The following is a 26,204-nucleotide window of genomic DNA, read 5'->3' as shown; positions in this document are numbered from 1 at the left end:
TTGTTCGAGCAACCATCGTTGTTCTATTTAGGAGGTACTTATGCTGAACAAAGAATTAGAGTCGAGTCTAAACGGCGCGTTCTCACGTGCACGTGACAAACGACATGAGTTTATGACCGTCGAGCACCTCCTGCTAGCATTGTTAGAAAATGATGCTGCGCGAGAGGCATTGAAAGCCTGCCAGGCTGACATCGATGCACTTCGTGCCGAGTTGGACATTTTCATCGATCAAACTACCCCCCTGATTCCTGATAATGACGAAACCCGTGAAACGCAGCCAACCTTGAGCTTCCAGCGTGTGCTGCAGCGAGCCGTTTTTCACGTGCAATCGTCCGGTCGCAGCGAAGTGACTGGCGCGAATGTTCTCGTTGCTATCTTTAGCGAGCAAGAATCCCATGCTGCTTATCTGTTGAAGAAAAACGACATCAGCCGCTTGGACATCGTCAACTTTATCTCTCACGGCATTACCAAAGCGTCCAGTTCGGGCGACGAGTCCTCTTCATCGGATTCCTTTGGCAGTGACAGTGTCGAAGAGTCAGGCTCTGAAGAGCGTCTAGAAAGTTTCGCGACTAACCTCAATCAAGTGGCGAAGCAAGGTCAAATTGACCCACTGATTGGGCGCGATAAAGAGTTAGAACGGACTATCCAAGTCCTGTGCCGCCGACGTAAAAATAACCCACTGTTGGTGGGTGAAGCGGGCGTTGGTAAAACGGCGATCGCGGAAGGCTTGGCGTGGAGAATCGTCGAAGGGCAAGTGCCTGAGATCATCGCCAACAGCGTGATCTACTCCCTCGATATCGGTTCGCTGCTGGCGGGCACCAAATACCGCGGTGACTTTGAAAAACGTTTCAAAACCATCTTAAAGCAGCTTGAAAAAGAGCAAGATGCCATCCTATTTATCGATGAGATTCACACCATCATCGGTGCGGGTGCGGCATCTGGTGGTCAAGTGGACGCTGCTAACCTCATCAAACCGCTCCTCAGCAGTGGCAAGTTACGCTGTATTGGCTCCACTACGTACCAAGAGTACAGCAACATCTTTGAAAAAGAGCGTGCGTTGTCTCGTCGCTTCCAAAAAATTGACGTGGTGGAACCTTCGCTTGATGACACCACCAAGATCTTGATGGGCCTAAAACCCAAATATGAAGCGCACCACGAAGTGCGTTACACCAACAAAGCCTTGCGTGCGGCGGTTGAATTGTCGGCGAAATACATTAATGAGCGTCACTTGCCAGACAAAGCGATTGACGTCATTGATGAAGCGGGCGCGCGCAGCCGCTTAGCCCCAGCCAGTCGACGTAAGAAAACCGTCGGTGTGGCTGACATCGAAGCGATGGTTGCCAAAATGGCGCGCATCCCAGAGAAATCGGTCTCCTCTTCTGACAAAGAGATTTTGCAGAACTTGGATGAGAAGATGAAGATGTTGGTGTTTGGTCAAGACGATGCCATCGATGCCTTGAGTGAGGCGATTAAGCTGACTCGCGCAGGGCTAGGTAACGACAACAAACCGGTCGGTTCTTTCTTGTTTGCGGGCCCAACCGGGGTGGGTAAAACCGAGGTCACGGTGCAGCTTTCTAAACTTATGGGTATCGAACTGCTTCGCTTTGATATGTCTGAGTATGGTGAGCGTCATTCGGTGAGCCGTTTAATTGGTGCGCCTCCAGGTTACGTTGGCTACGATCAAGGCGGTTTGTTGACCGATGCGGTTATTAAACATCCACACTCCGTTGTCTTGCTGGATGAGATTGAAAAAGCGCACCCAGATATCTTCAACTTGTTACTGCAAGTGATGGATAACGGCACACTGACGGACAACAATGGCCGTAAAGCGGATTTTCGTAACGTGATTCTTGTGATGACCACGAATGCGGGCGTGAAAGAAACCGAGAAGAAATCCATTGGTCTCATTCAGCAAGATCACAGCCATGATGCGATAGCAGAAATTAAGAAGGTCTTTACACCTGAGTTTCGAAATCGCTTGGATAACATCATCTGGTTTAACAGCCTGGATGAACATGTTATTCATCAGGTGGTTGATAAGTTCATCGTTGAATTGCAAGCCCAGCTGGATGCACGCGGCGTGTCATTGGAAGTCTCTGATGATGCTCGTCACTGGCTATCGCTCAAAGGTTACGATAAGGCGATGGGCGCACGTCCAATGGGCCGCGTGATCCAAGAGCAGTTGAAGAAACCTTTGGCGAACGAGCTGCTCTTTGGCTCCTTAGTTAACGGTGGCACAGTGAAAGTCGATCTTGATGGCGACGCGCTGACCTTCAAATACTTAGGCGAGCAAGAAGAAGCGGTCCACTAAATCCAAACACGAATAAGACCAAGGCCAGATCATCGCGATCTGGCCTTGTTGTTTTGCTATGAGGCTAAACTGTCGTTCAATCAAAGATGGCTTTGAGTGCACGATACGCCTGTTCGACGGAATCTGGCACCACTTGCTCGACCTGAAACCCAAGCTGTGGATAGGTTTTTATTCGCTCGAAATCGCCAAGCATTGCCCGCACTGTGGTATCAAGGTCAATCTCTTCATTGAAATAGTCCCAGACTGTTAATGCCGGCGAAGTGACGAACACCTGCCGATAGGGTAGAGGCCACTGTTTTAAAAACGCGGCATAGCAGCGCCGCTCCATATATGGTTTTTGTACCAATAGGATCGAATCGAGCTGAATGTTCAATCGTTGGAGCTTTTCAGCGCTAAACAGCAGGTTTTCGCCGGTATTCGTGGCTCGGCTTTCTATCACAATATCACGGCGTGGAACGCCCATATCGATGGCAATTTGAGCAAAGGTGTCGGCTTCACTGTCGGCAAAAAGACCCTGCGTCAAGCGCCCGGCACCGCCGCTGAAGATTACCGTCTTGGCCCAGCCGTCGAGGTAGAGCTTGGCGGCGTGCTCTGCAACACGCACATCATTACTGCCAAGAACCAACAAACCGTCACATTGCTCTAACGGTTGGTTGAGTCTCATATACGCCCATAGGTGCTCTAGATGTTGATACAGTCTCATGGTGCGACTCACAGAGCCTCTAGTGTATGTTGGAAATGAAAACGGTAACCGAGCTCTAGCAAACGGTCCGCCATAATCCGTTTATCTTCCACGTCGACAATCGGTGGTAGGGGCTCTGATAGCCCAGCTCTTTCTAACGCAGTTTGATAAAATTGCGCTTTGCTCACGGTATTCGGCGTCGTGGCATTGGCCACTATATTGTTGTCATGCAGGGCTGCAAAGCTGACTGCACCTATGGCATCGAGTAGGTGAATCATATTAGCGGGCGCAAGGCGACTGACTTGGCGAAGCTTGGCTGCAAATCGAGAAGGGTGACGCTCAGGGCCAATAAGACCGCTGCAACGAACGATGGCAAAACGCAACCCAGAATCTTGAACGTGTTGCTCAGCACGGAGCATGATTTTGGCATTGTCAGAAAAGGTACTGTGCGTGTTGGCCAATGCTAACGTCGCGTCGTCCTCATACATCTCTTTCGCCACTGATGGGTAAACCGTGGTCGAGCTGACCATCACCAGCTTGTTGACCCCGATGTTGACACAGGCTGTGGCGAGTTTTTTCCACTGCTCGGCGTATTCATCGCCCTTACCTTTACGAAAACCTGGCGGAAAACAACCGATCACGATCGAAGGTTGAATCGCGCTGAGTGAGCGTTCCACCTCAGACTGCGGACTCTCGAGCTGGCAGATAAAGCCATCGAGGTGCGATGCTTTGAGCTCATCAGCCCCCACCTCACTGGTGCGGCTGACCGACACCTGATGGCCAATGGATTCCAAGTATTGAGCAAGTGGGCGACCTAACCATCCGCCGCCAATAACCGCTATATGACTCATGACATCCTTCCTTCATTTATTTCCTTTACTCTATCTTGCGTTAGGTGCAATGAAAAGCATTGTGAAAGTGTTCGCAACCGTATCGCAAGGCCACGTAGAGGTGTTGGCCAAAATGAATCTAGCGAATTGAGTCAATCACGCTATTATTAAAAGTGAGACAATGGGTTGGCAATGAGTGCCAAACCTTGGATGTCACTGGCTTGAATAGCGATGGCTGCGAAGGCGTTGAATGCTAGGGCGTTGAAAAAGGAAGGTAAGATGATCAAGTGGTGGTTTGCTTTGTTGTTACTGACATGGCAGGTACAGGCTAACCAACGTGTCGTGATGACGTCACTCAACTGGCCCCCGTATTCAGGTGAAGAGCTGATTGAGCAGGGTGTCTCCGTCGCCATTGCCAAGGAAGCGTTTGCCGCCATGGGCTACCAGTTAGTGGTTGAGTTCAAGCCTTGGGTCAGAACGGTGACGACGGCCAGTCGCAAAGCCCAGTACATCGGTTACTTCCCCGAATATTATTTTGATACACAAGAGTTTGTGTTTTCAGACCCGATTGGTCGCGGTCCGTTAGGGCTGGTGGAAAACACCCAATCACCCATTCGTTGGAGCACACTCAGCGATCTCACTCAATACCGCGTTGGAACCGTGAAAGGGTATGTCAACACACCAGAATTTGATCAGATGGTCGCTTCCGGCTCCCTCACAGTGGAAGAGACGCTCGATGATTTACGTAATGTTTATAAAGTGGCAAAAGGGCGATTGGATGCGGCGGTGATTGATGCCAATGTGCTCGATTTTTTGATTCGGCGTGATTCACGCTCCGTTTTATTGTCAAAGCGATTGCGAATGAACCCCACCTTATTGGCGGAAAAAGATCTCTTTTTGGCGTTTAACAACAGTGAAGAGGGGCGCAAGTGGCGAGACATCTTTAATCAAGGCCTCGCCAAAATCGATCCACTGGCGATTGCGGCCAGTGTTCAGAAAAGACAACAAGAACCGGGTAACGTGACTCAGTTACCCGTCGCGGATAAACGTTAGCTGCACAGCACGCGAAGAATCTTATCAGCGTGCTCGGCCACTTCAATGCCTTCGTCCGTCAGGTAGCCACCATCAGGTAGCGTACAAAGCCCCTTTTGATACAGACGAGCCACCGCGGATTGCATCTCTTGCGACGCCTCGTGGTGCACTTTGATGCCAGTCGCTGCGCTGCTGATATCGAACTGAAGTAAGAGATTCAGTTCAGAAAGGTGCTCGCTGGAGTATTTCATAGACGGTTTCCTTCTGTTTCTATCGTCGATCTCACCATAAGCGCCCAGCCCCGTTAGAACAACGCCTTGCGGCGAGTTTTGTTAGCTCAACCACTCTTTTTTAGTGGCCAATGATCACTTCTGAAAGCTAAATCTTATTTCCTTATTTTTAGTGCTTGAATTTGATCACATTTCGAGTAATTATCCGTGCCCTGCCATTAATTGTTTCAAATTGTAACTTCAATGATTAACCTCAACCAAAACCAATTCGACTCGTTACTGCCACCGCAAATGGCAGAGCGTGCTGCAGAAATCGGGGTGGGTAAAGCGACCAAAGATCCCGTTAAGTCGTTTTTGCTGGCGATCTCCGCAGGTATTCATATCGGCATTGCCTTTGTCTTCTACACGATTGTGACAACCGGTGCAGGGGATTTACCTTGGGGCATCACACGCCTGCTCGGAGGCTTGGCGTTCAGTCTCGGTCTGATCTTGGTGGTGGTAACGGGCGGAGAGCTGTTTACCAGTTCAGTGCTCACGCTGGTTGCGAGGGCGAGCGGTAAAATAACCTGGCAAGTTTTGGTTAAAAACTGGGCGATCGTGTACGGCGGTAACTTAGTGGGCGCATTGCTGCTGGTTGCCTGTATGGTGATGACGCGTCAGTACATGTTCGATCAGGGGCAAGTTGGGTTAAATGCCATGGCCATTTCCCAGCACAAAATGCATCACACGTTTCTTTCGGCAGTCGCGCTTGGCGTTATGTGCAATGTCTTAGTGTGTGTCGGTGTTTGGATGACGTTTAGCGGACGAACCTTGACTGATAAAATCGCGGTGTTGGTATTGCCCGTGGCGATGTTTGTCTCGGCGGGGTTTGAGCACTGTATTGCCAACATGTTTCAAGTGCCGATGGCGATTGCGATTAAATCTTTTGCTCCTGCCGAATTTTGGCAGATGACAGGCGCGAATATTGCCGACTATGCCGATTTGAACTTGGTTGACTTTTTTGTCCATAACCTTATTCCTGTCACGCTGGGCAATATCATCGGAGGCGGTGTGTTTGTCGGGATCTGGTACTGGTTAATTTATCTCAGAGATTGAACCGGGCAGTGTGCTCGCCATTGAAAATCAAAAAACCTAGCTCGCGCTAGGTTTTTTCGTATCGTCTCTGATTAATCGAGGCTTTGATGATAGGGCTCATCAAATGGCAGCAGTTCTTTGGGCAAAGAGACCAGCCAATCACGCAGCTCTTCACTGCCTACCTCTTCTTGATCGCACACTTGGTGTAACGGATTCACTATCATAACAACACTCCTTTGCAGTTACCGATTGCATCCTATGGTCATTTTATGACCTGTTTATTACAGTTATCGAAATAAATCATACTCGGATGAAAGTAAAGGAATTTTTCTATAATCGTCAAAATTTACGTTTTGCGTCTCGACCAAGGCTAGGTATCACCACGGTTATCCACAGAATCTGTGGATAAGATCTATTCTTGTTCAGGCTCGATCCTTTTGACCCGTGTTTGACCCGATTGGCTAAAGTTGACTGCAATATTCAGCCGAAGCGTGGTGGTAATGGAGATGGTCATCATGACAAATATCGCCACCATGATCATCACTTGGTATTTGATCGCAATAATAGGGCTTGCTCCGCCTAAAATTTGACCAGTCATCATTCCTGGTAACGTGACCAATCCGCTGGTGGTCATTGAGGCTAATGTGGGTGCCACGGATTTTTGAATCGCTTCGCGAACAAAAGGCAGGGTAGCAAAGCTGGGTGGCGCGCCCAGTGAGATAGCCGCTTGGTACTCTGAATTGCGTTGCTCAAAGGCGGTGTAAAAATGTTGCAGCGCGACGATATTGCCGCTCAAACTGTTGCCCAGAAGCATGCCAGCGAGGGGAATTAAGTACTGAGCGTGATAAAACGGCGTGGGTCTCACGACCAAAGCGGTGATAATCAGCAACACTGGCGTCAGGCCGACGATGAGGCTTGTGGTGACGACCGCCATCAATGGGCGGCGAGGTAAACGTGCTTTGTTGATGATGGAACTGGCGCCAATCAAAATCATCACGGCGAGCCAGAGCACATTGACCAGCGCGCTATTGAGCTCAAACAGGTATTCGAGATAGACCCCAACCAGGGCCAGTTGCAGCGTCATTCTCGCGACGCCTATGAGCGCATCTTTGCCAATGTTCAGTTGATAGTAGCGACTGATAGAGAGCGGAACGCTCAAAGTAAGAAAAAACAGCCCAAGAATGGGCCAAGGAATATCCACCACACTGCTCATTATTCATCTCCATATTCGCGCTCATTCTACACCATTGCGTTCATTGTGACAGATTGGTCGCTGCGCTCGGATTGAGCCCTTCATTCCCGTTTCTCATTAATAATAATTTAACAATTTGTTGGGAAGTTGAGCGCTTAGACTTGCGTTTTTTAAGCCAGTTTGAAAGTGAAATGTTATGCGAGTAACCGTTTTTTAACTCTTTCTTCTTGTTCATATTTCTTCATAAATGCACCTTATTTAACACATAAAATCGCAATCCATCATATCTCTGTATCAGCTCAAAAAAGTGTCGAATAGTCGTTGTGATGGGCTTGAATTCGATTGAACCCCACAGAATGTGTGGTCTACCATTACGTCTATCAGTTGTACGAAATTTGTGCGTATCGATCAGCGCTCAAAGTGAGCATCAGTGACAGGGCAGGCAAAATGTATGAGTAATGTTAACAAAATAGAGAGTGGCGAAAAGCGCTCCTTGGAGTGGAAATCGTTCCTCTTCATCACAGTGATTCTTTTCCCCGTGTTGAGCGTCGTACTGGTGGGTGGATACGGATTCATCGTCTGGATGCTACAGGTCTTTTTCATGGGACCACCGGGAACGCACGGTTAAACCAAGAACCGTCACTGACGTTAAGAATAAGATGAAAGAGAAAGAATGATGAAAGCACTAATTGTTAAGCTGTGGCGAACCATGACTCGCCCTGCAGTTCATATCAGCCTAGGTGTGCTCACCATGGGTGGCTTTATTGCTGGGGTGATTTTCTGGGGTGGATTCAACACAGCGCTAGAAGCGACCAACACCGAAGAGTTCTGTATCAGTTGTCACACCATGCGTGACAACGTCTATGTTGAGCTGCAAGAAACCGTGCACTGGAAAAACCATTCAGGGGTTCGCGCAACCTGTCCGGACTGTCACGTACCTCACAACTGGACGGATAAAATTGCACGTAAAATGCAGGCCTCCAAAGAGGTGTTTGCGCAGGTGTTTGGCGATCTCGATACGCCTGAGAAATTTGAAGCGCGCCGTCTTGAGTTAGCGCGTCACGAATGGGACCGTTTCTCGGCCAATGGTTCACTGGAGTGTAAAAACTGTCACAACTACGAATCGATGGATTTTGATTTGATGTCGCCCACCGCGCGCATTCAAATGCAGTCCGCAGCAGAGCGCGATCAAAGCTGTGTGGATTGCCACAAAGGCATTGCGCACCACTTACCGAATAATATGGAAGCGGCGAGCGGCATTGTGGGGGATCTTGAACAGGTCGCCAACGGCACCTCATACAATGTGGGCAATTCTGTGGTTTCGATTCGTCACTTGCCTCTCTATACCGACGAAAGCGCGACCACCGAAGCGGGCCTACTTAGCCCAGCAAGCCAAGTGGCGATTGTGGAAACGAAGGGCAACATGATCAAAGTAGAGATCGACGGCTGGCGCAAGGCGAAAGGATTTGGACGTGTCATTCAAGAAGATTTTGGTATGAACATCTCAACGGCCATTTTGACGCGCGATGTCTCTCAGGGTGACCAAGTGGTGACAGGAGAAAGCAAAGAAGACGAACTCACGGGGTTGCCATGGGAAAAAGTGGCCGTGGACTTGTGGATGAAAAAAGAGTCGATGGTCTCGGATTTCGAGCCGATTTGGAGCGCTGCCGGCCAAGCGTATCAAACCAACTGCTCGACGTGTCATACGCAGCCTGATGAGGCGCACTTTAGTGCCAATGGCTGGGTGGGGATGCTCGATGGCATGATTGCCTTCGTCAACTTTGACACTGATACCGAAGCCTTGGTGCTCAAATACCTGCAAAAACACTCTTCTGATTTCTCAGATGGTCACCACTAATTCGCGGCAATGGAGTAACAAATAATGGCAATCACAAGAAGAAGTTTTCTAAAAGGTGTCGCGGGAACCAGTGCTGCCTCCTTGATTGGGCCGAGCTTATTGACGTCGGCTGCGGCGCACGCCGGAGAAGTGGAGGGTACCTGGAAGGTATCTGGCTCACACTGGGGCGCATTTCGCGCCCGCATCTGGGGCGGAAAAGTACAAGAAATCAAGCCACTTGAAGTCGATAAGTACCCAACCGATATGCTAAATGGCATCAAAGGGATCATCTACAGCCCCTCTCGTGTACGCTACCCTATGGTGCGTTTGGATTGGTTGAAAAAGCATAAGTACTCGACCGATACACGCGGCAACAACCGTTTTGTTCGAGTCACTTGGGATGAGGCTCTGGATCTTTTCTATCGTGAGTTGGAACGCGTGCAAAAAGAGTATGGCCCTTGGGCTTTGCACACTGGACAAACTGGCTGGCGTCAAACCGGTCAGATGCACAGTTGTAACAACCATATGCAGCGTGCGATGGGTTTGCATGGTTACTCCGTGAAAAAGGTCGGCGACTATTCAACCGGCGCGGGGCAAACTATTTTGCCTTATGTGTTGGGTTCCACCGAGGTGTACGCGCAAGGCACATCATGGGAGCTGATCCTCGAAAACAGTGACAACATCGTGTTGTGGGGTAACGATCCGGTCAAAAACCTACAAGTGGGCTGGACATGTGAAACGCACGAGTCGTTTGCCTATCTTGAGCAGTTGAAAGAAAAAGTCGCGCAGAAGCGCGTCAATGTCATCTCCGTTGATCCTGTACGTAACAAAACTGCGCGTTATCTAGGTAATGAGTTGCAATACATCCACCCGCAAACGGATGTGCCTTTTATGCTTGCAATCGCGCACGTGCTGTACAACGAAGATCTGTACGACAAAGCCTTCATTGATACCTACTGCCTTGGTTTTGAAGAGTTTATTGACTACGTGCAAGGTAAGACTAAAGACAAGGTCGAAAAAACACCCGAGTGGGCGGCAGAGATTTGCGGCGCATCCGCCGACGAGATTCGCCAATTTGCGCGCATGCTTGTCAATGGTCGCACTCAGATTTTGGTCGGTTGGAGTATCCAACGTCAGGAGCACGGTGAGCAGCCATATTGGATGTGCGCCGTGATTGCTGCAATGGTGGGGCAGATTGGTTTGCCTGGTGGCGGTATCTCTTACGGTCACCATTACTCAGGTATCGGTGTATCCTCGACGGGATTTGCTGCGCCGGGATCGTTTCCGCTCAATATCGATCAAGGTCAAGAGCCAAAGCATACCAACCAAGATTTCAACGGCTATAGCCGCGTGATTCCGGTGGCGCGTTGGGTGGATGCCTTGCTCGAGCCGGGTAAGAAGATCAACGCCAATGGCGCGGTGGTTACCTTGCCAGACATCAAAATGATGGTGTTCAGTGGCAACAACCCTTGGCATCACCATCAAGACCGCAACAAAATGCGTCAAGCGTTCAAAACGCTGCAAACCGTGGTAGCGATTGATTTTGCATGGACGGCCACTTGCCGTCACGCTGACATCGTCTTGCCCGCCTGTACTCAGTTTGAGCGTAACGATATTGATGGTTACGGTGCGTACTCTGGCCGTGGCTTAATCGCTATGCATAAGTTGGTTGATCCGCTGTTCCAGTCGAAAACCGACTTTGACATCATGACGGAACTGACGCGCCGTTGGGGCCGTTCTGAGGATTACACGCGTGGTATGAGCGAGATGGAGTGGGTAAAATCGCTCTATGATAACTGCCGCGACGCCAACAAAGGCAAGTTTGATATGCCTGAATTTGACGTGTTCTGGCAGCAAGGTTTCCTCGATTTTGGTCAAGGTCAACCTTGGGTTCGTCACGCTTCGTTCCGTGAAGACCCGGAAATCAACGCGCTGGGCACGCCATCGGGCTTTATTGAAATCACCAGCCGCACTATCGGTAATATGGGCTATGAGTTCTGCCAAGAACACCCGATGTGGTTTGAAAAATCCGAGCGCTCGCACGGCGGCCCGGGATCAGAAAAGTACCCCTACTGGCTACAATCGTGCCACCCGGACAAGCGTCTGCACTCACAGATGTGTGAATCTGAAGCGTTTCGTGCGACCTACGCGGTGCAAGGGCGTGAGCCTATCTACATCAACCCAACCGATGCTAAACGCAAAGGCATCAAAGAGGGCGATGTGGTTCGAGTGTTCAACGGCCGAGGTCAGCTACTTGCTGGCGCCGTGTTGACCGATAGCTACGCCCCAGGCGTGGTACGTATCGAAGAGGGCGCATGGTATGGGCCACTCAACGAAAAAGTGGGCGCGTTGGATACCTACGGCGATCCGAATACGCTGACTCAAGACATCCCTTCCTCTGAGTTAGCGCAAGCGACCTCTGCCAACACTTGTCTGGTGGACTTCGAAAAATACACCGGCACATTACCGCCAGTGACCGCCTTCGGTGGGCCTATTGAGGTCATGTAGCACCCATGTAGCCAGCAAAGACCAGCATCGCGCTGGTCTTTTCCTATTTTGGTGACCTGATAACTCCCTGTTTTGGGAATAATGGTTATTCCTATCAGTTCGAGCACGATAACCGCATAATTCGCCACGTTTAATTCCAATAATCAGTGAAAGGGACATCGCTGAACAACTTTGTGGAGATGGCGATGAGCAACAAACCTCTATTCGCACTGAGCGCGTTGGCGTTGGTGCACTTTAATGCAGTAGCCAATGAAGATGTGCAGGACATGTCGGATCCGTTGGCGGTCTATACCCAGGCGGGTGTGGGTTATACCGACAAAGGTCTGAACCTGAAACTCGGTCAAGCGTACGACACCGGCAATCCAACCACGATGGCGATGCACATCGCAGAGGTGAAAGGCTTCCTTGGTGAAGACCTTGGCTGGAATGGCGGCACACGTTCAGACAACGACAACAGCATCGATAGCTTACGCTACCGCCACTTCAGCGTGGATATGACTAACGGTCGTGGCTCGCAGGTGGACGTGAATCTTGGATTCCAAAACACAACGCCAAACGGTGAGGCAATGGGTACTCAAGGCAGCGTCTCTTACAGTTTTATTCAAGCGTTGCCTAAAATGGGCCCGGTAAACTTCTACCCATTGGCAGGAGCGGGCGTCGCATTTGGTGAAAATCGCCAAGCTGCGACAGACAACCAAGCGCAAGATCGCTGGGACATTCACGGCACCTTCTATGTTGTGGGTATGTACAGCAAAATCGAAGTGACTGAGAACATCTGGATCAACTACAACCCAATGTACCTAGGCACCATGTCTGGCTCAAGTTTCTACAAAGACAATGCTTTTGGTGCAGGTGAAGATACCCTGTACGCGCACGAAGCGGCGGTCTCTTACCAAATCAACCCACGCGCCAACGTTCGTTACTTTGCCAACTGGAACGAGAACGTCAACTACGCGAAAGGCGATCACCGCATCGAATTTAACTACCAGTTCTAACGTTAAATACGTTTTGTATGGTCAATGCCGCTTCCTGTGAAGCGGCATTTTTCGTTGCGTCGAATTTGGCGAAAACAAAAACCATCACATATAGTGATAAAAGTGTGATTTGTAATAGATTTGTTGGTTAGACAGGCACGGTGAGCAGTGCTGTAATGTCAATCGTTGTGGTGAGAGGTAACGAGATGGGCCAAGTGATTCGATTAGATAACGAGCAGGTGCTGTATGTGCCGAGTCGCGATCTTGATGCGGTGGTAGAGGGCAACGAAGTCCACTTTCGCTTCCAAGGCTTAAGTAATGATCCATTCGGCTCACACTACGCACTGTTCTCAACGGATTTTCAGTTTGAGCGTCAGGCAACGGTACTTGGCGATGGCTTTCAAATGCTCGCTCAAACCACCGGCACCATCGACAAGCCGGTGGATATCGGTCGCTGCCCCGACAACAGCGCGAGCTATCGGCTCTATGGCTCCAACGAACCTAAACGCTATTACAACTATCTGGTGGTCGAAGACTCGCTGGGCTACACCTTGTTTGGCTTTACCTCTTGTCGGCGTTTCGCCGGCTATTTTGAGGTGAGAGAGCAGAAGGGTACGCGTACCCTCACGGCTTACATTGATGGTGAAAATACCCACCCTAGTGATTGGAGCCATAGCGAACTCGAATCGGTTGTTGTGCTGAAAGGCTCTTCACTTTCCGGACTGTATGAAATCTTCAGTGACTGCATTGCCAAACATCATCCACCGCGTGCAGGTGTTGATGATGTCGCGCCGCTGGGCTGGTGCTCTTGGTATGCCTATTATGCGCAAGTCAAAGAGCAGCAGATTCGCGACAATGTGCGCTGTATGAAAGAGAACATTAAGCCGCTCGAGTACGTGTTAATTGATGACGGCTATCAAGCGTTTATGGGCGATTGGCTCTCGCCTTCTTCGCAGTTTCCGTCTGGGCTCGCGTCCTTGATTGAGGAGATAAAGCGCAGCGGCAAAAAGCCCGCGATTTGGGTCGCGCCTTTTATTGCCGAGGGCAACTCAACCATTTTTCGCCAGCATCCAGATTGGTTTGTCACCCATGACAATGGCCAGATCATGAAAGCAGAAGACGTCACCTATGCGGGCTGGCGATGTACGCCTTGGTATCTGCTCGATACGACTCACTCGGATGTGCAAGATCATCTCACCCATGTGTTTAAGACCATGCGTGAAGAGTGGGGGATAGAGCTGTTTAAGCTTGATGCTAACTATTGGGGAGCGTTAAAAGGTCGCCGTTGGCAGTCAGGCATTACTGGGGTGGAAGCCTACCGAATGGGGATGGAGGCTATTGCTCAAGGGGCAGGCGATGCGTGGCTACTGGGCTGCAATGCCCCAATGTGGCCGTCGCTAGGCATGGTAGATGCGATGCGCGTATCCGATGATGTCGAGCGAGACCCAAGGCGATTTGAGCAAATCGCCAAAGAGACCTTCTACCGCAGTTGGCAGCATCGCAAACTGTGGCAAATCGATCCCGATTGCGCGACGTTGGTCTCGTTGCCCAATCAGGCAGCGGAACGTCAAGCGTATGAATTCCATCGTGATGTGTTATTGGCCAGTGGCGGATTACTGCTCTCTGGTGACCCGTTACCGGATCTCACCACATTCGCGAAAAAGACCTTGGCGAAACTGGTGATGCGACACAACCACAATCAAGACGCCGCCAAGTTTACCGCGTTTAACCTGCATCACGGGTTTTTGAAACTGACTGAGCGTAACGACTTACACTGCTTATTTAACTACCACCAAACCGGCCGAGAAGTCACGCTGACCTCCGATTACCCAGTGTATTGGTTTGATTATTGGAGTGGCGAGAAGCTGACCGCTGAGCCTAAGCAAGTGATTGAAGTGACGCTTGAGGCGGGCTTATCGAGCCGCGCGATCATTACCGCGCCGTCTTGATGCTTTACGCTACATATTCCCCCATCGATTGGGTAGAATGACGTTTTTTGCCAATCTAGGATCTCAATGTCGATAATTTTAGGAATCGATCCGGGCTCAAGAATTACCGGATATGGCGTGATTCGCCAAACAGGTCGACATCTTCACTACCTCGGCAGCGGTTGTATACGCACGTCAGAATCGGAATTACCCGGCAGGCTCAAGCAAATTTACGCGGGCGTTTCGGAGATCATCACCCAATTTCAGCCCGACGTGTTCGCTATTGAACAGGTCTTTATGGCGCGCAATGCCGACTCCGCACTTAAATTAGGTCAAGCCCGGGGCAGCGCTATTGTGGCGGCGGTAAATGCTGAGTTGCCGGTGTACGAATACGCTGCGCGTCTTATTAAACAAGCTGTGGTGGGTAATGGCGGCGCGGATAAAGAGCAAGTGCAGCACATGGTTCAGTCGATGCTCAAACTGCCAGCCAAACCACAGGCGGACGCCGCCGATGCGCTGGGTGTGGCGATTTGTCATGCCAACACCAACAAAACCTTGGTGGCGCTCGCGGGAAAAGCGACCAGCGCACGACGAGGACGCTACCGCTAGTTTTTTACTGGCTATATATCCAGTTCTTTATTATCATCAAACCACTTTTATACAGCGAATAGGACGAACCAGTGATTGGACGATTGCGCGGCATTTTAATTGAAAAACAACCCCCAGAGCTGCTGATTGAAGTCAGCGGGATAGGCTACGAAGTTCAAATGCCCATGAGCTGCTTCTATGAATTGCCCAACATTGGTGAAGAAGCGATCATCTACACACACTTTGTGGTTCGTGAAGATGCGCAGTTGTTGTACGGCTTTAATACGGTTAAAGAGAGAGCGCTGTTTCGTGAAGTGATCAAAGCCAATGGCGTAGGGCCAAAACTGGGGCTTGGTATTTTATCGGGTATGACGGCGAGTCAGTTTGTCGCCTGTGTCGAGCGAGAAGATGTCTCTACCCTGGTCAAGCTGCCTGGAGTAGGCAAAAAAACCGCAGAACGATTGGTGGTTGAGATGAAGGATCGCCTCAAAGGCTGGGGAGCGGGCGACTTGTTCACGCCACATACCGATGCCGCGCCGATGGATTCGGCGACACCATCAAGCCAATCGAACGCGGAAGAAGAGGCGATCAGTGCGCTGCTTGCGCTTGGCTATAAGCCAACCCAGGCGTCTAAAGTGGTATCGCAGGTGAAAACGGCAGAGATGAGCAGCGAAGAATTGATTCGTGAAGCGCTCAAATCTATGGTCTAGCCCATTGAAAGGTAAACAGTCATGATTGAAGCGGATCGCCTGATTGCCCCAGACAATGCTGTCTACAAAGAAGAAGATGTCATTGACCGTGCAATACGCCCGAAAAAGCTCGAAGATTACCAAGGCCAGGATCATGTCCGTGATCAAATGGAAATTTTCATCAAAGCCGCCAATTTGCGCAGCGAAGCCCTCGATCACTTGTTGATCTTTGGTCCACCGGGTCTGGGTAAAACCACGCTGGCGAACATTGTGGCTAACGAGATGGGCGTTAACATTCGTACCACCTCGGGGCCGGTACTTGAAAAAGCGGGCGATTTGGCCGCCTTGTTAACCAATCTCGAAGAAAATGATGTGTTGTTTATTGATGAGATACACCGCTTGAGCCCAATGGTTGAAGAGGTGCTCTATCCTGCAATGGAAGACTATCAGCTTGATATTATGATTGGTGAAGGCCCGGCGGCGCGGTCAATTAAAATTGATTTGCCTCCGTTTACCCTGATTGGCGCTACCACGAGAGCCGGGTCGTTGACGTCGCCACTGCGCGATCGTTTTGGTATTACTCAGCGTTTGGAGTATTACAAAATCGCCGATTTGCAGCACATTGTTCAGCGAAGTGCCTATTGCCTTGGTCTGTCGATGGATGCGGAAGGGGCGCTTGAAGTCGCGCGCCGTGCGCGAGGTACGCCTCGTATCGCCAACCGACTGCTGCGCCGCGTACGTGACTACGCTGAAGTAAAAGGCAATGGCCATATTTGCGCTGACACCGCAGACAAAGCGCTCAATATGCTTGATGTTGATGCCAAAGGCTTCGATTACATGGATAGGAAATTACTGCTCGCCATTATGGAGAAATTTGGTGGCGGACCGGTTGGCCTCGACAACATGGCGGCAGCGATAGGTGAAGAGAAAGACACCATCGAAGACGTTCTTGAACCTTACCTCATTCAACAGGGGTATCTGCAACGCACACCAAGAGGTCGTATTGCGACTGATCGAGCTTATCTCCATTTTGGTATCGACAAGTCTTAGCGAGTCAATGCCCAATTGTGAATGAAAACTAAGTTTGCATAACCAGCTCCGATGAGCTGGTTTTCTATTTTTAGTGATCAATGTCACAAATGTAAATTCTTTGCTACCCCTTTGTGGTTAATGAAATAAGGTGTTTTGTTAATCGCTTGTTCTGCATAAAAATGAATTCGACCCGTCTAATTACGCCCCATTAACATCCGCGCTGATTTTCTTTTGATGCAGATCAATTTGATGGAAAATTAATCAAAAATGCGACACTAAAGTTGATACAAATCAAAGCGGACAGTTTCTATAAACCTTTTGAAACGTAGAATTTTTAGCAGTAATATTAGTTCCAGCTATATTAGCTGATGCTTAACAATTAACTAACTGTTACGGTACATTTTTGCAACAGTAAGTCGTTATCTGATAACAACTTTTAAGATTGGGTAACGAATAATCATGCTGCATCAATGGAAGTAAAGTGTCTTCAGCCGGCACAAAAGGAGTAATCAATGTTCGATATTGACGTAGTGGATCTGTCGCGGTTGCAGTTTGCATTAACCGCGATGTATCACTTCCTCTTCGTACCGTTGACTCTCGGAATGGCGTTCTTACTCGCCATCATGGAGTCTCTGTACGTGATGACCGATAAGCAAATCTACAAGGACATGACCAAGTTCTGGGGTAAGCTGTTTGGTATTAACTTCGCCCTAGGTGTAGCAACGGGCTTGACCATGGAATTCCAATTCGGAACCAACTGGTCTTACTATTCTCACTACGTAGGTGACATCTTTGGTGCGCCTTTGGCCATCGAAGCACTGGTTGCCTTTTTCCTCGAATCCACCTTTGTCGGCTTATTCTTCTTTGGCTGGGACAGGCTCTCTAAGCGTCAACACTTAGCCGTCACTTGGCTCGTTGCGCTTGGTTCCAACTTCTCGGCGTTGTGGATCTTGGTGGCCAACGGTTGGATGCAAAACCCAGTCGGCGCAGAGTTCAACTTCGAAACCATGCGTATGGAAATGGTGAGCTTTGCCGAAGTGGTGCTCAACCCAGTGGCACAAGTTAAATTCGTTCACACGGTCGCTTCAGGTTACACGACGGGCGCTATGTTCGTGCTAGGCATCAGCTCTTACTACCTATTGAAAGGTCGTGACATTGCGTTTGCGCGTCGTTCATTTGCGATTGCGGCTTCTTTCGGTATGGCGGCGATTTTGTCGACTATCGTCCTTGGTGATGAGTCAGGCTACGAATTGGGTGAAGTGCAGAAGGTGAAACTTGCGGCAGTTGAAGCTGAGTGGCACACAGAGCCAGCCCCTGCGGCCTTTACTTTGTTTGGTGTCCCGAACCAAGAGACCATGCACACCGATTACGCGATTAAGATCCCGTACGTCATGGGCATCATCGCGACACGTTCGTTTGATGAGGAAGTGACGGGTCTTCGTGATTTGCGTGATCAGCACGTGGACCGTATCCGCACGGGTATGCTTGCTTATGAGCTGTTAGAGAAGCTGCGCGCTGGTGACAAATCTGCTGAAAACGTCGCGGCGTTTGATGAAGTGAAAGGCGACCTTGGCTACGGCTTGCTGCTCAAGCGTTACACCGACAACGTTGTCGATGCGTCAGAAGAGCAAATTCAAGCGGCGGCGGATGACTCCATTCCTACTGTTTGGCCTCTATTCTGGTCGTTCCGTATTATGGTGGCGTGTGGTTTCATCATGCTGTTTGTCTTTGGCGCGGCGTTTATCCAGACCTGTCGTCAGAAAATCGAACAGAAAGCGTGGATCCACAAAGCGGCGTTATTTAGCATCCCACTGCCTTGGATTGCGGTTGAAGCGGGTTGGTTTGTCGCTGAGTTTGGTCGTCAGCCTTGGGCTGTGGGTGAAATCCTACCGGTTCACGTTGCTGCATCCGCGTTGACTGCTGGTGAAATCTGGACGTCGCTGTTTGCCATTTTGGCGCTTTACACCGTGTTCTTGATTGCAGAGGTCTACCTGATGGTGAAATTTGCACGCAAGGGACCGAGCAGCCTGAAAACAGGTCGCTACCACTTCGAGCAAGATGCTAACTCTGTTGAAGACAAAGTTAGTCGCCAAGTAGAAGCTTAAGGCAAGGAGAAACACAGATGTTTGAATACGAAATCTTGCGATTGATTTGGTGGGTACTGATTGGTGTTCTACTAATAGGCTTCGCCATTACTGACGGTTTCGATATGGGGGTCGGTGCGCTGGTCCCTGTTATCGGCAAAAATGATAACGAGCGCCGTGTCATGATCAACTCGATCGCCCCGCACTGGGACGGTAACCAAGTGTGGTTGATCACCGCGGGTGGCGCGCTGTTTGCCGCTTGGCCACTGGTGTACGCGACCTCGTTCTCCGGTTTCTATCTGGCGATGATCGTGACGTTGGCAGCACTCTGGTTGCGTCCGATTGGTCTCGATTACCGCTCTAAGATTGAAGATCCTAAATGGCGTAACACTTGGGATATCTGTATCTCGATCAGCGGTTTTGTCCCACCGATTATCTTTGGTGTGGCGTTTGGTAACTTGCTGCAAGGGGTGCCGTTCCAACTCAATGAGTTCTTGATGCCGACCTATCACGGTTCCTTCTTTGGCTTGTTGAACCCATTTGCTCTGCTGTGTGGCCTAGTGAGCTTGTTCATGATCATCATGCAAGGTGCAACCTGGCTACAGATGAAAACCACCGATGACGTGCACGTTCGTGCTCGTGGCGTGGCTCAACTGATGGGTCTACTGACAGCGGCTGCCTTTGTGGGCGCGGGTTTTTGGGTACAAAGCATTGATGGTTATGTGATCACTAGCGTGATTGATGGCAATGCGGCGTCAAACCCACTCAATAAAGAAGTGGTGCGTGAAGCCGGCGCATGGATGAGTAACTTTGAAACCTACCCACTGATGTGGCTAGCACCTGCACTGGGTGTGGCGATGCCTCTGTTGGCGGTGGTGGCGTCTCGATTTGAAAAAGGCGGCTTTGCCTTCTTGGCATCGAGCCTTGGTAATGCGGGCGTCATCTTGACCGCGGGTTTTGCGATGTTCCCATTCGTGATGCCATCGGATTTGATGCCAAGCCACAGCCTAACCATGTGGGATGCGACGTCATCTGAGCTCACACTGAACCTAATGACCGCGGTTGCGGCCGTGATGGTACCTGTGATTTTGGGTTACACATCGTGGACCTACTACAAAATGTTTGGCCGTCTCGATAACAAATACATCGAAGACAACAAAAACTCACTCTACTAAGGAGCAACAATTATGTGGTATTTCGCATGGATTCTAGGTGTACTCTTAGCGTGTGCGTTCGGCATCATTAACGCGCTTTGGTTAGAGCACTCAGAAATGATGGACAAAGACAGTGAGTAATCTCACTGCGCGTGTCACTAAGTGGCATGCGCCAATGGATAAGACCCTATTTCGGGTCTTATCTTTGGTGTTGGGTTTTTACCATGTCGCTATGGTGATGTGGGATCCAGAACGCTACGCTGCATCCATTGGTGGTTTTAATGCCGTGATCTCACCGCTGATGATTTGGGCCATTTGCTCAAGCATGGTGTATGGCATTGGCTTTAAGCCGCAGAAATGGGTTTGGCAGTGTCTGTTTAGCCCCTATTTCTGTTTGAGCATTTTGGGCTACCTCACCGCAGTGAGATTGCTCTAAACGCGATCCCCTCATCGCCGGCCAACCCGTCTGCTCATTCCATGAGCGAAATAGCACTACTGATTGAAAGGTAGTGCTATTTTTTTGTTTCAATCTTTGAAAAGCGCCGATAAGCCCTTGCGTAAACCCCAATGAGTTGCGTTATAGTAACAAACCGTTTGTGATGGGCTTGCGCCCTTTCTCCGGTGGGACCGATAGGCACAAGGAGCCGAGATGACATTTGAATGGCCAGTGACGGTCTACTACGAAGATACCGATGCCGGTGGCGTGGTATATCACTCCAACTACTTAAAGTACTTTGAACGTGCGCGAACTGAGTTACTTCGCACTATCGGTGTATCGCAACAGCGTTTACTTGAACAAAAGTTGGGTTTTGTAGTCCGACACATGGATATCGACTTTTTACACGGCGCGCGTCTCGACGACCATCTCAAGGTGCTGACGCGCGTCGAAGAAATCAAAAAAGCATCGCTCACATTCTGTCAGGAAATCGTTAATCCTGAAGGAAGGTCATTGTGTAAAACAATGGTTAAGGTAGCATGTATTGATAATGAGAAAATGAGGCCAACGGCGATACCTCAGTCAATAATTACGGAGTTTACACACGGTGACCGCTGATATTTCCATGCTGGATCTGTTCCTGCAAGCAAGCTTGCTGGTCAAAATGGTCATGCTGATTCTTTTGGGCATGTCGATTACCTCTTGGGCGATGATCATCAAGCGCAGTAAAGTGCTCTCAAAAGCCGCGAAAGAAGCGGAGACGTTTGAAGATAAGTTCTGGTCGGGCACCGATCTTTCTGTGCTTTATCAAGCGGCCAATAAGCGCAAAGATGAACTGGCCGGTACGGAAGAGATTTTCTACTCGGGCTTCACCGAGTTTGCTCGTCTACGCAAATCCAACGCTGATTCGCCAGACTACATTATGGAAGGCACGGGGCGCTCGATGCGCGTCGCCGTCGCTCGCGAAGTCGATGAGCTAGAAACACATCTGCCGTTTCTGGCGACCGTTGGCTCCATCAGCCCTTATATTGGTTTATTTGGCACGGTTTGGGGCATCATGCACGCCTTCATTGCGCTGGGTGAAGTGAAGCAAGCGACGTTAGCCATGGTGGCGCCAGGTATCGCCGAAGCATTGGTGGCGACTGCGATGGGTCTGTTTGCTGCTATTCCTGCGGTAATGGCTTACAACCGCCTGAGCAATAAAGTGGGCAAGCTTGAGCACAACTACGCCACCTTCTCTGAAGAATTCCACAGTATCTTGCATCGTCAAGCGATGGCCGGAAGAGACAAAGCGTCCAAGGAATAAGCGCGATGGCAGGCTATCAACCGAAAAAGCGTAAGATGACCGCAGAGATCAACGTCGTGCCTTATATTGACGTGATGTTGGTACTGCTGATCATCTTTATGGTGACTTCACCGTTTGTTACGCAAGGGGTCGATGTTGAGCTACCTAAGACCTCCACCGCCAAACCTGCCTCAGAAATGGCGGGAGACAGCGACGCGAGCTTCATCATTGTCGAAATCGACCGAGATGGAAACTTGGGGCTAAGTGTCAACGACGAAGACGTGGTGCGCGGCTTATCACTGCAAGACATTATCGTGCGAGTTAAAGCGGAGCTCTCGCTTAAGCCAGACTCACCGGTAGCGGTGGGCGGCGACGCGGCCACCCCTTATGCCGAAGTTGTCTTGGTGCTGGATGAGCTCAGCCGTGCAGGCATTCCTAAAGTCGGCCTCCTGACAGACATCAAAGAGTAAGTGCTCCTAATCTATGAAAGAAAAGAAGTCTCTATTTCGTGAATACAAAAAGCCCATACTGATTTCAGTTGGGCTTCATGCGGCTTTGGTGGTGGCACTGATTTGGGGAACGGATTTCACCATGTCGACGCCAAAACCAACGGGCCAGCTCGTGCAAGCGGTGGTCATAGACCCCAGTGCGGTGCGCGCGCAAGCACAGCAAATTCGCAGCCAGCGTGAAGAGGCCGCGAAAAAAGAGCAAGAGCGTCTCGATAAGCTGCGCCGAGAAAGCGAGAAGCTCGAGCAGAACCGTAAAGCGGAAGAAGAGCGCATTCGCAAGCTAAAAGAGCAGCAAGCGCAAGAAGCCAAAGCGGCGCGCGAAGCAGAAAAACGCCGTGTTGAGAAAGAAAAGCAGCGCGAAGCGGAAGAGCAGCGTGTAGCCAAACTTGAGGCAGAGCGCAAAGCGAAAGAAGAAGCGGTGAAGAAAGCAGAGCAAGAACGCCTAGCCAAAGAGGCGGCGATTGCTAAAGCAGAACAAGAGCGTGTCGCTCGTGAGAAAGCCGCGCAAGAGGCGCAAGAAAAGGCGCGTCGTGAGCGTGAAGCGGCGGAAAAAGCGGAACAAGAACGCATAGCGAAACAAGAAGCAGCGAAGAAGGCTGAGCAAGAGCGGATTGAAAAAGAGCGTGCAGCCAAAGAAGCCGCAGAAAAAGCGCGTCAAGAGCAGGAGCGTTTGCAGCGACTGGAACGTGAGCGCAAAGAGCAAGAGGCGGCGCTTAACGATATCTTCGCTGGCCTAGAGTCAGAGTCACAGAGTAACAGCAGTGCGCGTTCACGCCATGTAGCCAGTGAAGCGGACCGCTACGGAGCGATTTACACCCAGCTGATCCAGCAGAATTTATTGCTTGAGGACAGTTTTCGGGGAAAGTCTTGTTTGGTTAACCTGCGCTTGATACCCACGGGATCGGGCGCGATTGTTGGTAATTTGAGCGTTCGAGAGGGTGATAGCCGTTTGTGCGCCGCGACCAAGAGTGCGGTTGCCAAAGTCGGCACCTTTCCGCTGCCAACCGACCAAGACATAGTGAACAAGTTAAAAGACATCAACTTACGAGTAATTCCTGAGTAATTCAGGATTGAGTAAAAGGAAATGCTTGTGTTAAAGCGATTAGTATTAGGATGGGTGCTCACCACTATGAGCCTGTTTCAAGTAGCCAACGCGGCCTTGGAACTTGTTATTACCGACGGTATTGATTCTGCGCGTCCCATCGCGATTGTGCCTTTCCAATGGGAAGGGGCAGGCAAGTTACCTGAAGATGTGTCTAACGTGATTGCATCTGACTTGCAGCGCAGCGGTAAGTTTAGCCCAGTTGCCACCAGTAAAATGCCACAAACGCCGTACAACGAATCTGACGTCAACTTTGATGCTTGGACGAGCATCGGTGTGGATGCTCTGGTCACCGGTAGCATTAGCCAAAATGCGGAAGGCAATTACGTGATCAACTACCAGCTAGTGGATGTGGTACGTGGTCAGTTGACGCAAGGGCAGAGCAAAGCGCTAAGCGACGATGGTCAACTGGTGCTATCAAAAGATCACGTGCTGTTTAACAAGCGTGCCACCGTACCGGGCGATCGCATGCGTGAGTACGCGCACCGCATTGCCGACCTTGTCTACCAAGAGTTAACCGGTGAACGCGGCGCCTTTCTGACCCGTATTGCCTATGTGGTTGTCAATGACAAAGAGGCGTTCCCTTATCAGCTTCGCGTCGCCGATTATGATGGCTACAACGAGCGTTTAGTGCTGCGCTCCAAACAACCATTGATGTCACCAGCTTGGTCACCGGACGGTCAGCAGCTTGCCTATGTGAGCTTCCAAAACGGCCAAGCGGAAATCTACATCATGAACATTTACACTGGCAAGCGTGAAAAAGTGACCTCTTATCCGCGTCACAATGGGGCGCCACGATTCTCACCAGACGGCAGTAAGCTGGCGTTGGTGCTGTCAAAAACCGGTAACTTGCATGTGTATACTCTGGACCTAAACAGTCGCAAGTTAACTCAGGTGACGACGGGTCGCTCGAATAATACGGAGCCGTTTTGGCACCCAGATGGTAAATCTCTGATCTTTACCTCGGATCGGGGTGGAAAACCTCAGATTTATCAAGTAGATTTGGCAAACGGGTCATCCAGCCGAATCACTTGGCAAGGAAGTCAAAATTTAGGTGGACAAATCACGCCTGATGGTCGTTTTCTTGTGATGGTTAACCAAAGCAACACAGGTTTTAACCTTGCAAAACAAGACCTAGAAACAGGGGCGGTACAAATCCTAACGAAAACACTGCTCGATGAATCTCCGAGCATAGCGCCAAACGGTGGCATGGTGATTTATAGTTCGATCTATAACAAAGCCAATGTGCTGTCCATGGTCTCCATCGATGGGCGTTTTAAAGCGAGATTACCAGCGACAAACGGACGTGTTCGTGCACCTGCATGGTCACCATTTTTGTAGCAAGTAAATACCTAAAATAAGGAAAATCAACAATGCAACTTAATAAAGTGTTTAAGGGGCTTCTAATTGCGCTTCCTGTCCTTGCAGTTACAGCATGTAGCTCAAGCGACGACGCAGCTAACGCTTCTGGTTCTGAAACTAACCAATCAGTTCAAGGTTCAGCGAACGGTACAGATACCACTATGGTCTCTCCTATCGATCAAAACGCTCAACTGTCTGAGCAAGAACTAAAAGAGCAAGCGCTACGTGAAACGCAAACTATCTACTTTGCTTTCGACAATGCAACTATCGCAGCAGATTACGAAGAGATGCTAGCAGCACACGCGGCATACCTAAGCAAAGATCCTGCGCTTAAAGTGACTATCGAAGGCCACGCGGATGAGCGCGGTACGCCTGAGTACAACATTGCCCTAGGTGAGCGTCGTGCGGAAGCCGTAGCGAAATACCTACAAGCACTTGGTGTTCAAGCTGATCAAATCGCTATCGTAAGCTACGGTGAAGAGAAACCTCTTCTTCTTGGTCAGTCAGAAGATGTTTACGCTAAGAACCGCCGCGCTGTTCTAGTGTACTAATTCGAGGATTGCCTCATGTTCAGTAACTTAAAGCGAGCGTTTACGCTGACGTTACTGGCAAGTGCAGCGAGCTCTGTGCTCGCTGCACCAGCCCCAGTATCTGATCTCGGCAGTAGTGGCAACGGCGCTGCGTCGACATCCGCTGTGCGTAGTAACGAGTCAGACGTAGAGCGTCTTGAACGCTTATTAGAAAACCGCAACCGTGTGCAGCTACAAATGCAGCAGCAACTTGATGGTATGGCGCTAGAAATTAGCGACCTTCGCGGACAAATCGAAAAGAATAATTACGACATGCAGCAAATGCTGCAACGTCAACGTGAGCTGTTTATCGAACTCGATAAGCTGCGCGCTCAAGCCAGCGCCGCCCCTGCTGTGGTCCCTGCGGATGCAGCAGACAACGAGCCGACCGGCACCTTCAGCTCCGATGCGAGCGAGCAAGAAGCCTATCAAAACGCCGCCGATCTCGTGCTGAAAAAGCGCGATTACACCGGCGCTATCGCTGCATTTAAACAGTTCCAGCAAGACTACCCAGATTCTAGCTTTGCCCCTAATGCCCACTACTGGTTAGGGCAGCTCTATTTCGCGAAGAAAGAAGATAAAGAAGCCGTGAACAGCTTCGCCGCTGTGATTGCCTACCCAGAGTCCAACAAGCGTGCAGACGCACTGCTCAAATTGGGTGACATTGCCAAGCGCAACAACAATGAAGCTCAGGCGAACAAGTACTACCAACAGGTGGTCGATGAGTACCCTACCAGCGCATCCGCCAACATGGCAAAGGAACGCATGTAGACTCTGTCTCGTTGCGTGTCTCGCC

General features: G+C 50.1%; 27 protein-coding genes. 22 read left to right on the top strand and 5 right to left on the bottom strand.

Annotated elements, in window-relative coordinates; genetic code table 11:
• The first annotated feature begins 40 nt into the window (after positions 1-40).
• Positions 41-2,311, top strand: a complete 2,271-nt coding sequence (clpA, locus tag AC6R10_RS01600; RefSeq protein WP_500671284.1) for an ATP-dependent Clp protease ATP-binding subunit ClpA — start codon at positions 41-43, stop codon at positions 2,309-2,311.
• A 76-nt stretch (positions 2,312-2,387) separates the two neighbouring features.
• On the opposite strand, the gene AC6R10_RS01595 is transcribed toward clpA, so the two are convergent.
• The gene (locus AC6R10_RS01595; protein WP_500671283.1) at positions 2,388-3,014 is read right to left on the bottom strand and encodes a YdcF family protein; all 627 of its coding nucleotides are present in this window, start codon (positions 3,012-3,014) and stop codon (positions 2,388-2,390) included.
• Positions 3,015-3,022: 8 nt separating this feature from the next.
• Positions 3,023-3,844 carry an NAD-dependent epimerase/dehydratase family protein gene (locus tag AC6R10_RS01590; protein WP_500671282.1) on the bottom strand — a complete coding sequence of 274 codons (822 nt, stop codon included), beginning with the start codon at positions 3,842-3,844 and terminating at the stop codon, positions 3,023-3,025.
• A 258-nt stretch (positions 3,845-4,102) separates the two neighbouring features.
• On the opposite strand from AC6R10_RS01590, the gene AC6R10_RS01585 reads away from it, so the two are divergent.
• Positions 4,103-4,876, top strand: a complete 774-nt coding sequence (locus AC6R10_RS01585; RefSeq protein WP_500671281.1) for a substrate-binding periplasmic protein — start codon at positions 4,103-4,105, stop codon at positions 4,874-4,876.
• Here AC6R10_RS01585 and AC6R10_RS01580 read toward each other — a convergent pair.
• On the bottom strand, positions 4,873-5,106 hold the full coding sequence (locus AC6R10_RS01580) for a TIGR02647 family protein (protein ID WP_334550984.1): 234 nt from the start codon (positions 5,104-5,106) through the stop codon (positions 4,873-4,875). The genes AC6R10_RS01585 and AC6R10_RS01580 overlap by 4 nt on opposite strands.
• 222 nt (positions 5,107-5,328) lie before the next feature.
• Between AC6R10_RS01580 and focA the strand changes: the two genes are divergently transcribed.
• Positions 5,329-6,180, top strand: a complete 852-nt coding sequence (gene focA / locus AC6R10_RS01575) for a formate transporter FocA (RefSeq protein WP_334550982.1) — start codon at positions 5,329-5,331, stop codon at positions 6,178-6,180.
• 71 nt (positions 6,181-6,251) lie between these two features.
• Here focA and AC6R10_RS01570 read toward each other — a convergent pair whose 3' ends face one another.
• Together AC6R10_RS01570 and AC6R10_RS01565 are read right to left on the bottom strand one after the other, a co-directional pair.
• The gene (locus AC6R10_RS01570; protein ID WP_487902670.1) at positions 6,252-6,383 is read right to left on the bottom strand and encodes a hypothetical protein; all 132 of its coding nucleotides are present in this window, start codon (positions 6,381-6,383) and stop codon (positions 6,252-6,254) included.
• Between the two features lie 188 nt (positions 6,384-6,571).
• Complete coding sequence (locus AC6R10_RS01565; protein WP_500634138.1) at positions 6,572-7,372, bottom strand: ABC transporter permease; 801 nt, start codon at positions 7,370-7,372, stop codon at positions 6,572-6,574.
• A 430-nt stretch (positions 7,373-7,802) separates the two neighbouring features.
• Between AC6R10_RS01565 and torE the strand changes: the two genes are divergently transcribed.
• The 19 genes from torE to ybgF all read left to right on the top strand — a co-directional run bounded on the left by torE (position 7,803) and on the right by ybgF (position 26,179).
• Entirely contained in the window at positions 7,803-7,979 is a 177-nt protein-coding gene (torE, locus tag AC6R10_RS01560) for a trimethylamine N-oxide reductase system protein TorE (RefSeq protein WP_334550978.1), read from the top strand.
• A 48-nt stretch (positions 7,980-8,027) separates the two neighbouring features.
• Positions 8,028-9,209 carry a pentaheme c-type cytochrome TorC gene (gene torC / locus AC6R10_RS01555; RefSeq protein ID WP_500671442.1) on the top strand — a complete coding sequence of 394 codons (1,182 nt, stop codon included), beginning with the start codon at positions 8,028-8,030 and terminating at the stop codon, positions 9,207-9,209.
• Between the two features lie 24 nt (positions 9,210-9,233).
• Complete coding sequence (torA, locus tag AC6R10_RS01550; RefSeq protein WP_500671280.1) at positions 9,234-11,696, top strand: trimethylamine-N-oxide reductase TorA; 2,463 nt, start codon at positions 9,234-9,236, stop codon at positions 11,694-11,696.
• A gap of 185 nt (positions 11,697-11,881) precedes the next feature.
• A complete protein-coding gene (locus tag AC6R10_RS01545) occupies positions 11,882-12,691 on the top strand; it encodes a hypothetical protein (protein WP_500671279.1) in 810 nt (269 codons plus the stop codon).
• A 185-nt stretch (positions 12,692-12,876) separates the two neighbouring features.
• Positions 12,877-14,619 (top strand): glycoside hydrolase family 36 protein, encoded by a 1,743-nt coding sequence (locus tag AC6R10_RS01540; RefSeq protein WP_500671441.1) that lies wholly within the window; start codon positions 12,877-12,879, stop codon positions 14,617-14,619.
• A 66-nt stretch (positions 14,620-14,685) separates the two neighbouring features.
• Positions 14,686-15,207: a crossover junction endodeoxyribonuclease RuvC gene (gene ruvC / locus AC6R10_RS01535; RefSeq protein ID WP_487902666.1), complete on the top strand. Its 522-nt coding sequence runs from the start codon at positions 14,686-14,688 to the stop codon at positions 15,205-15,207.
• Positions 15,208-15,278: 71 nt separating this feature from the next.
• Positions 15,279-15,896: a Holliday junction branch migration protein RuvA gene (gene ruvA / locus AC6R10_RS01530; protein ID WP_500671278.1), complete on the top strand. Its 618-nt coding sequence runs from the start codon at positions 15,279-15,281 to the stop codon at positions 15,894-15,896.
• A 21-nt stretch (positions 15,897-15,917) separates the two neighbouring features.
• Positions 15,918-16,925 (top strand): Holliday junction branch migration DNA helicase RuvB, encoded by a 1,008-nt coding sequence (gene ruvB / locus AC6R10_RS01525; protein WP_500671277.1) that lies wholly within the window; start codon positions 15,918-15,920, stop codon positions 16,923-16,925.
• A 494-nt stretch (positions 16,926-17,419) separates the two neighbouring features.
• Entirely contained in the window at positions 17,420-19,012 is a 1,593-nt protein-coding gene (gene cydA / locus AC6R10_RS01520; protein ID WP_334550968.1) for a cytochrome ubiquinol oxidase subunit I, read from the top strand.
• 17 nt (positions 19,013-19,029) lie between these two features.
• Positions 19,030-20,166, top strand: a complete 1,137-nt coding sequence (gene cydB / locus AC6R10_RS01515) for a cytochrome d ubiquinol oxidase subunit II (protein WP_500671276.1) — start codon at positions 19,030-19,032, stop codon at positions 20,164-20,166.
• A 12-nt stretch (positions 20,167-20,178) separates the two neighbouring features.
• A complete protein-coding gene (gene cydX, locus AC6R10_RS01510) occupies positions 20,179-20,286 on the top strand; it encodes a cytochrome bd-I oxidase subunit CydX (protein WP_000270284.1) in 108 nt (35 codons plus the stop codon).
• On the top strand, positions 20,279-20,581 hold the full coding sequence (gene ybgE, locus AC6R10_RS01505; protein WP_487902662.1) for a cyd operon protein YbgE: 303 nt from the start codon (positions 20,279-20,281) through the stop codon (positions 20,579-20,581). Before cydX ends, ybgE begins: the two co-directional genes overlap by 8 nt.
• A gap of 213 nt (positions 20,582-20,794) precedes the next feature.
• Positions 20,795-21,199, top strand: coding sequence for a tol-pal system-associated acyl-CoA thioesterase (gene ybgC, locus AC6R10_RS01500; RefSeq protein ID WP_334550962.1), 405 nt, complete (start codon positions 20,795-20,797; stop codon positions 21,197-21,199).
• Entirely contained in the window at positions 21,189-21,887 is a 699-nt protein-coding gene (tolQ, locus tag AC6R10_RS01495; protein ID WP_500671275.1) for a protein TolQ, read from the top strand. Before ybgC ends, tolQ begins: the two co-directional genes overlap by 11 nt.
• Before the next feature lie 5 nt (positions 21,888-21,892).
• Positions 21,893-22,336 (top strand): ExbD/TolR family protein, encoded by a 444-nt coding sequence (locus tag AC6R10_RS01490; protein WP_487902661.1) that lies wholly within the window; start codon positions 21,893-21,895, stop codon positions 22,334-22,336.
• A 13-nt stretch (positions 22,337-22,349) separates the two neighbouring features.
• Complete coding sequence (gene tolA, locus AC6R10_RS01485) at positions 22,350-23,438, top strand: cell envelope integrity protein TolA (RefSeq protein ID WP_487902660.1); 1,089 nt, start codon at positions 22,350-22,352, stop codon at positions 23,436-23,438.
• Positions 23,439-23,465: 27 nt separating this feature from the next.
• Positions 23,466-24,818: a Tol-Pal system beta propeller repeat protein TolB gene (gene tolB / locus AC6R10_RS01480; protein ID WP_334550956.1), complete on the top strand. Its 1,353-nt coding sequence runs from the start codon at positions 23,466-23,468 to the stop codon at positions 24,816-24,818.
• A gap of 32 nt (positions 24,819-24,850) precedes the next feature.
• Positions 24,851-25,390 (top strand): peptidoglycan-associated lipoprotein Pal, encoded by a 540-nt coding sequence (gene pal / locus AC6R10_RS01475; protein WP_334550954.1) that lies wholly within the window; start codon positions 24,851-24,853, stop codon positions 25,388-25,390.
• A gap of 15 nt (positions 25,391-25,405) precedes the next feature.
• Positions 25,406-26,179 (top strand): tol-pal system protein YbgF, encoded by a 774-nt coding sequence (gene ybgF / locus AC6R10_RS01470; RefSeq protein WP_500671274.1) that lies wholly within the window; start codon positions 25,406-25,408, stop codon positions 26,177-26,179.
• Positions 26,180-26,204 lie beyond the last annotated feature (25 nt).

Source organism: Vibrio sp. R12-SG2-ISO1, from assembly GCF_059834045.1.
The sequence above is the reverse complement of the archived record's forward strand: the minus strand, read 5'-3'. Positions and strand labels throughout refer to the sequence as shown.